Origin of the sequence: Delftia sp. JD2, assembly GCF_001682645.1 — a bacterium.
GTDB lineage: Bacteria > Pseudomonadota > Gammaproteobacteria > Burkholderiales > Burkholderiaceae_C > Comamonas > Comamonas acidovorans.
The window spans coordinates 35,453-42,084 of record NZ_LFJT01000057.1 but is presented as its reverse complement, the minus strand read 5'-3'; the positions used below and the strand labels follow the sequence as shown (position 1 = coordinate 42,084).

Annotated in this window: 7 protein-coding genes; 2 read left to right on the top strand and 5 right to left on the bottom strand. The window is 67.0% G+C overall.

Translation table 11 applies throughout. The annotated features are described in order from the left end of the window. Positions 1-352 precede the first annotated feature (352 nt). From ACM14_RS24020 to ACM14_RS24000, 5 genes are all read right to left on the bottom strand, one after another. Positions 353-1,066: an ABC transporter ATP-binding protein gene (locus tag ACM14_RS24020; RefSeq protein ID WP_063325688.1), complete on the bottom strand. Its 714-nt coding sequence runs from the start codon at positions 1,064-1,066 to the stop codon at positions 353-355. Next, the gene (locus tag ACM14_RS24015) at positions 1,066-1,860 is read right to left on the bottom strand and encodes an ABC transporter ATP-binding protein (RefSeq protein WP_013801789.1); all 795 of its coding nucleotides are present in this window, start codon (positions 1,858-1,860) and stop codon (positions 1,066-1,068) included. The genes ACM14_RS24020 and ACM14_RS24015 overlap by 1 nt, the downstream gene beginning before the upstream one ends. After that, on the bottom strand, positions 1,857-2,819 hold the full coding sequence (locus ACM14_RS24010) for a branched-chain amino acid ABC transporter permease (protein WP_065347529.1): 963 nt from the start codon (positions 2,817-2,819) through the stop codon (positions 1,857-1,859). The genes ACM14_RS24015 and ACM14_RS24010 overlap by 4 nt, the downstream gene beginning before the upstream one ends. A 2-nt stretch (positions 2,820-2,821) precedes the next feature. Continuing rightward, positions 2,822-3,742 carry a branched-chain amino acid ABC transporter permease gene (locus ACM14_RS24005; protein WP_065347528.1) on the bottom strand — a complete coding sequence of 307 codons (921 nt, stop codon included), beginning with the start codon at positions 3,740-3,742 and terminating at the stop codon, positions 2,822-2,824. Positions 3,743-3,852: 110 nt separating this feature from the next. Then, the gene (locus ACM14_RS24000; protein ID WP_065347534.1) at positions 3,853-5,028 is read right to left on the bottom strand and encodes an ABC transporter substrate-binding protein; all 1,176 of its coding nucleotides are present in this window, start codon (positions 5,026-5,028) and stop codon (positions 3,853-3,855) included. A 197-nt stretch (positions 5,029-5,225) separates the two neighbouring features. Between ACM14_RS24000 and ACM14_RS23995 the strand changes: the two genes are divergently transcribed. Further along, positions 5,226-6,131, top strand: coding sequence for an alpha/beta hydrolase (locus ACM14_RS23995; RefSeq protein WP_065347527.1), 906 nt, complete (start codon positions 5,226-5,228; stop codon positions 6,129-6,131). After that, entirely contained in the window at positions 6,128-6,616 is a 489-nt protein-coding gene (locus tag ACM14_RS23990) for a MarR family winged helix-turn-helix transcriptional regulator (protein WP_012206289.1), read from the top strand. Before ACM14_RS23995 ends, ACM14_RS23990 begins: the two co-directional genes overlap by 4 nt. Positions 6,617-6,632: the final 16 nt, after the last annotated feature.

Genomic DNA, 6,632 nt, shown 5'->3' with positions numbered 1-6,632 from the left:
TTCGCTGAGCATTTCCACATCGAGGCTGAAGAGCTGGCTGATGTTTTCCTGGCCGCGCAATTCACGGAAATGCAGCTGCTCGCCCAATGGCGTGTGTATGGTGACTCGGCGTGTCATAGTGCGCGCCGCCCTGGGGGCGGCCTCCCTGCTCTTGGTGAGCGGGGATCATAGACAAGCCGATGGCCATAGGGCAATCAAATGCGGGGCCGGATACATCCTGTAAATGTAAGCAATTGCCCATCTTGGATACAGGCATGTATTTGAATGGCATGCCACCCATTGATCTTCAATACCATTCAACCCTCCATCGCACCTTGAATTTCGCCTTGAACCGCGAATGCATTGCGCGTGCTCACACTCCCAAATACCGTTCCCACAGCGCTCTGTCCCCATCCAGCGCGGCCGAGTCTCCGCTCCACACGACTTTGCCGCGCTCCAGTATGAGGTGGCGGTCGGCCAGGCCCAGCAGGCGCTCCACGTATTTGTCGATGACCAGGATGGTCTGGCCGGCGGCACGCAGCTGGGCCAGGCAGGACCAGATCTCTTCGCGGATGCGGGGGGCCAGGCCCTCGGTGGCTTCGTCCAGGATAAGCAGGCGCGGGTTGGTGACCAGGGCGCGGCCTATGGCCAGCATTTGCTGCTCGCCGCCTGACAACTGGTTGCCCATGTTGGAGGCGCGCTCGCCCAGGCGGGGAAACAGCGCGAACACGCGCTCGGGCGTCCAGGGCTCGGCCGCGCCGGGGCTGCCCGAATTGCGCTGGGCCACAAAGGCCGTCAGGTGCTCACGCACCGTGAGGTTGGGAAAGCACTGGCGGCCTTCTGGCACGATGGCCACGCCGGCGCGGGCGATGCGGTCGGTGGCCCAGCCGGCAATGTCCTGCCCGGCAAACACCATGCGGCCAGCGCGCAGGGGCAGTTGGCCCAGCAGCGTGCGAAGCAGCGTGGTCTTGCCCATGCCGTTGCGGCCCAGCAGGGTGACGACCTGGCCTGCCTCGATGCGGAGGTCCACGCCGAACAGCACCTGGCTGGGTCCGTAGCCGCTTTGCACGGCCTGCATTTCGAGCATCACGCGCCCTCCTTCACTTCTTCGTCGCCCAGGTAGGCCTGGCGCACATCGGCGTTGCCACGTATCTCGTCGGGCGTGCCGGTGGCGATGATGCGCCCGTAGACCAGCACGGAGATGCGGTCGGCCAGGCGGAACACGGCCTGCATGTCGTGCTCCACCAGCAGCATGGCGGCACGGCCGCGCAGGGATTCGATCAGCTCGGTCAGGCGCAGTGTTTCATCGGGGCCCATGCCGGCCATGGGTTCGTCCAGCAGCAGCACGCCGGGCCGCGCGGCCAGGGCCAGCGCGAACTCCAGCTTGCGCTGCTCGCCATGCGGCAGCGTGCCTGCGGGGCGTTGCAGCAGGCTGGCGTCAATGGCGCATTCGCGCGCCAGCTCGCGGGCCTGCTCATAGAGCGCGGTCTCGGCCGCGCGCGGGCGCCAGAAGCTGAAGCTGCTGCCCGCATGCGCCTGCACGGCCAGCACCAGGTTGTCCAGCACGCTGGACTGCTTGAAGATGTTGGTGATCTGGAAAGACCGCGACAGCCCCGCCGCCACGCGCTGGTGGGCGTTGAGCGCGCTCACATCGCGCCCCGCCAGCACCAGCGTGCCCGCATCGGCCGCCAGCGTGCCGGACAGCAGATGGATGAGCGTGGACTTGCCCGCTCCATTGGGGCCGATCAGCGCATGGATCTCGCCAGGCGCCAGCGACAGCGAGACATGGTCGGTGGCCAGCAGCGCGCCAAAGCGGCGCACCAGGCCCTTGGCTTCCAGGGCCGGAGTGGGAATGGAGATAGGGGTGGCCGCGCCGCTCATGCCTGCCTCCCGCGTGCGGGCCACAGGCCCATCAGGCCGCGCGGCGCACCGAACACCACGCACAGCAGCAGCAGGCCAAGCGGCAGGTGCCAGTACTCGGTCCACATGCGCAGCACTTCCTCCAGCGTCAGCATGACGACGGCGCCGGCCACGCCGCCCCAGCGCAGGCCCACGCCCCCTACCAGCACCATGATCAGCAGGTTGGCCGACTGGGTCCAGTGCATGAGGCTGGGGGAGATGAACAGGTTGTGGTTGGCCAGCAGCGCGCCCGCCAGCCCGGCCACGGCGCCGCTGAGCACAAAGGCTGCCAGCTTGATGCGATAGACCGGGTAGCCCAGCGACTCCATACGCGACTCGTTCTCGCGCACGCCCTGCAGCGCCTTGCCGAAGCGCGAATCCACCAGCCGCCCGAACACGGCCATCAGCACCGCGAACAGCGCCAGCACTACGTAATAGAAGGACACATCGTGGCCCAGGTCCAGCCCGGGCAGAACGGAATGGCCGGGCAGGTTCAGTCCGTCCTCGCCGCCGTACTGGCGCAGCGAGATGAAGATGTAGAACAGCATTTGCGCAAAGGCCAGAGTGATCATGATGAAGTACACGCCGCGCGTGCGCAGCGACACGGCGCCCGTGGCGGCGGCCAGCAGCCCGGCCAGCAGCGCGGCGGCAGGCCAGGCGACCAGGGCCGAGGTGACGCCATTCATCGCCAGAATGCCCACCGCATAGGCCCCCGCACCGAAGAAGGCCGCATGCCCCAGCGCCACCATGCCGCCATAGCCCAGGATGAGGTTCAGGCTGGTGGCGGCCAGCGCATAGATCAGCACGCGGCGCACAAAGGAGATGTAGAAGTCCAGCCCCAGCGCCGGAGCCACCAGCGGGAACACCGCCAGCGCCAGCAGCGCGAGCACGGTCCAGAAGAACCGGGCCTGGAACCTGCTTTGCAATGTGCTGTGTTCCATGCTCAGCCTCGCGCGGGGAAAAGGCCGGAAGGCCGGTACACCAGCACCACCGCCATCAGCACATAGATGGAAATCGCCGCCAGCGTGGGCCCCACGCTGGATGCCACGGCCGGGGAGAACACCTGGCGCAGCAGCATGGGCAGAAAGGCCCGCCCAGCCGTATCCACCATGCCCACCAGCAAGGCGCCCACCAGGGCCCCACGTATGGAGCCTATGCCGCCGATGACGATGCACACCAGCACCAGGATGAGGATCTCTTCCCCCATGCCGACCTGCACCGAAGTGATGGGCCCCAGCAGCGCACCCGCCACCGCCGCAAGCATGGCGCCCAGCGTGAACACGCCCAGGAACAGCAGCGGCACGCGCACGCCCATCAGCGTGGCCATCTGGCGGTTGGAGGCGCCTGCCCGCACCAGCACGCCGGCGCGCGTGCGCGTCACGAACCAGTACAGGCCCAACGCGGCGGCCAGGCCGAAGACGATGATCATCAGCCGGTAGGCCGGGTACATGAGATCGGGCAGCAACTGCACCGGGCCGGACAGCGCGGCCGGCATGTTGAGCATCACCGGCGCCGGGCCCCAGACCATCTTGACTAGGTCATTGGCAATGAGGATGACGGCATAGCTGCCCAGCACCTGGGCCAGATGGTCACGCACGGCAAGGCGGCGTATCAGCACCAGCTCCAGCACCACACCCGCCGCGCCCGTGGCCACGGCCGCCACCAGCACGGCCGCGGTGAACGAGCCCGTGCGCTGCATGGTCTCGGCCGCCACATAGGCGCCCGCCATGTACAGCGAGCCATGGGCCAGGTTCATGATGTCCATGATGCCGAACACCAGGGTCAGCCCGGCCGCGATCAGAAACAGCATCAGCCCGAACTGCAGGCCATTCAGCAATTGCTCCAAGAGCAGCGTCCACGTCATCCACACGCCCCCTGCCGCAGGCGCAGTGGCCCGCGCGCGGTCAACAAATCATCCGGCTTTGAAAATCAAGATCAAGGCACGCCGCGCCCGACGGGGGCGCGGCGGCGGGGTCACATCTTGCAGTCGTTGACGTAGACGTCCTGGTACTTGTCGAACACCTTGCCCACCAGCTTGTTGGTGATGCGGCCGCTGCCGTCCTTCTCGATCACGCGCTGGTAGTAGGCCTGGATGGGATAGTGGTTCTTGCCGTACGTGAAGGGGCCGCGCACCGAGGCGTAGTCGGCCTTCTCCAGCGCCTTGACAATGGCCTGGCGGTCCGAGGCCTTGCCGCCGGATTGCTTGACCGCCGCATCCATGGCCATGATCACGTCATACGCCTGGGCCGCGTAGACCGAGGGGTTGCGGCCCTTGTACTCCTTGCGGAAGGCCTCGACGAAGGCCTTGTTCTGCGGCACGTCCAGGTCATGCGCCCACTGCGCGGTATTGACCATGCCCAGCATGGGCTCGCCCACGGCCTGGATCACGTCCTCGTCGGCCGAGAAGCCCGGGCCGATCAGCTTGACGCTTTGCGACAGCCCCGTGGACACGAACTGCTTGACGAAGTTGATGCCCATGCCGCCCGGCAGGAAGATGTAGACCGCATCGGGCTTGGCCGCGCGGATCTGGGCCAGCTCGGCCGCGTAGTCGATCTGGCCCAGCTTGGTGTAAACCTCTTCGCCGGGCGCGGTCTTGTAGCCGCGCTTGAAGCCGACCAGCGCATCCTTGCCGGCGGGATAGTCGGGCGCCATGATGAACATCTTCTTGAAGCCACGGTCGGCCGCCAGCTTGCCGGCTGCCTCGTGGAAGGCATCGTTCTGGTAGGAGGTGCCGAACCAGAACGCATTGCACTGCGCGCCCGCGAACTGGCTGGGGCCGGGGTTGTTGGACAGGTAGGGCACCTTGGCGCCGAACAGCGCCGGGCCCACGGCCAGGGCCACGTTGGAGCCGATGGGGCCGGTGAAGAAATCCACCTTGTCGCGCTGTATGTAGCGCGTGACCAGCTGGCGCGCCTGGTCGGGGTTGCCGCCCATGTCGGTCTGCAGGAACTCGGCCGGCTGGCCGCCCAGCTTGCTGCCCAGCTGCTTGATGGCGAGGTTGAAGCCGTCACGCGCCTCGGCGCCCAGCGCGGCAAACGGCCCGGAAATATCGTTGGCGATACCGACCTTGATGGTGTCCGCCTGCGCGAGCGCGGGAACAAAGGCAGGGGCCAGGGCCGCTGCGGCCAGGAAGGGGGTGAGGAAACGCATGCTGCTGTGCTCCTTGCGCGGGCCGCGCGGATGGCAATCGGTGGTGAGGCAGTCTTCCGTCACGCTGGACGGGAAACTCTGTAAGGGCTGGAACGGTTGGCGCGGGTCTTAGTTTAGGTTTAAAGTATTTTGCAGAACAAGTCTGGGACTTGTACCAATACCTGCCATACAAACCATTTCGCGCCATCTCCGTTCCAATGCCAGCACTCTACCGTCACTACGACCGCGCCGGACTCGATGTCCAGTACAACGCCCGCGCGACGGTACCCGACATCACCCCCATCATCAAGGCCTATGCCGACGACAGCCGGGCCGCGCGCCAGAGCCTGCCCTGCGCGTTGAACGTGGCCTATGGCGAGCATGCCGACGAGCTGCTGGACATTTTCCCGGCAGCAACCGGGGCGGCAGGCGCCCCTGTTCTCTTCTTCATCCACGGAGGCTACTGGCGGCTGCTGTCCAAGGACGACTCCAGCAGCATGGCGCCCACCTTCACGCGCGCCGGCGCCGTGGTGGTGGCCCTGAACTACTCGCTGGCGCCCGCCGTCACGCTGGACCGCATCGTGGACCAGACACGCCGCGCACTGGCCTGGGTGCATGCCCACATCGCCCGCTACGGCGGCGACCCGGGCCGCATCCATGTCTGCGGCAGCTCGGCCGGCGGCCACCTGGCGGGCATGCTGCTGGCCGGTGGCTGGCATGCGGACTACGGCGTGCCCGAGGACGTGGTGCGCGGCGCCGCACCGCTGTCGGGCCTGTTCGACCTGCGCCCGCTGGTGCACACCCACATCAACGAATGGATGCGCCTGAGCGAGCAGGACGCCATTCGCAACAGCCCCGCCCTCCTGCCGCACGGCGCGGCCTGCCCGCTCATCGTCAGCTACGGCGAGAGCGAGACCGATGAATTCAAGCGCCAGAGCGACGACTACCTGGCCGCCTGGAACCAGCGCCGTGGCCCCGGTCCATCGTCAGGCCAGTACGTGGCCATGCCCGGCACCAACCATTTCGACATCGTGCTCACCCTGAACGACCCGGCCAGCCCGCTGACGCGCGCCATCCTCGCGCAGATGGGCCTGAGCGCCCCCACACCGCAGAACCAGCCATGACCCACGCTCCCGACCTGGAGTCGCGCGCCGCGCCCGACGACCACCATGCGCTGCGCCTGTGGCTGCGCATGCTCACCTGCTGCAATCTCATCGAAGGCGAGATCCGCAACCGCCTGCGCAGCGAATTCGACACCACCCTGCCCCGCTTCGACCTCATGGCCCAGCTGCAGCGCGCGCCCGAGGGCATGAAGATGGGCGAGCTGTCGCGCCACATGATGGTGACCAACGGCAACATCACCGGCATCACCGACCAGTTGGAGAAAGAGGGCCTGGTGGTGCGCACCAAGGTGGAGTCCGACCGGCGCAGCTCCGTGCTGCACCTCACCCCGCTGGGCCGCAAGACCTTTGCGCGCATGGCCAAGGCGCATGAATCCTGGGTCATGGGCATGTTCGGCGACATGCCGCAGGCCAGCCGCAACGACCTGTACCAGGCGCTGGGCGACCTCAAGCAGCAGGTGGTGGCCCACCGCTCGCCCACGGACTGAGCGCGCACAGACCCAA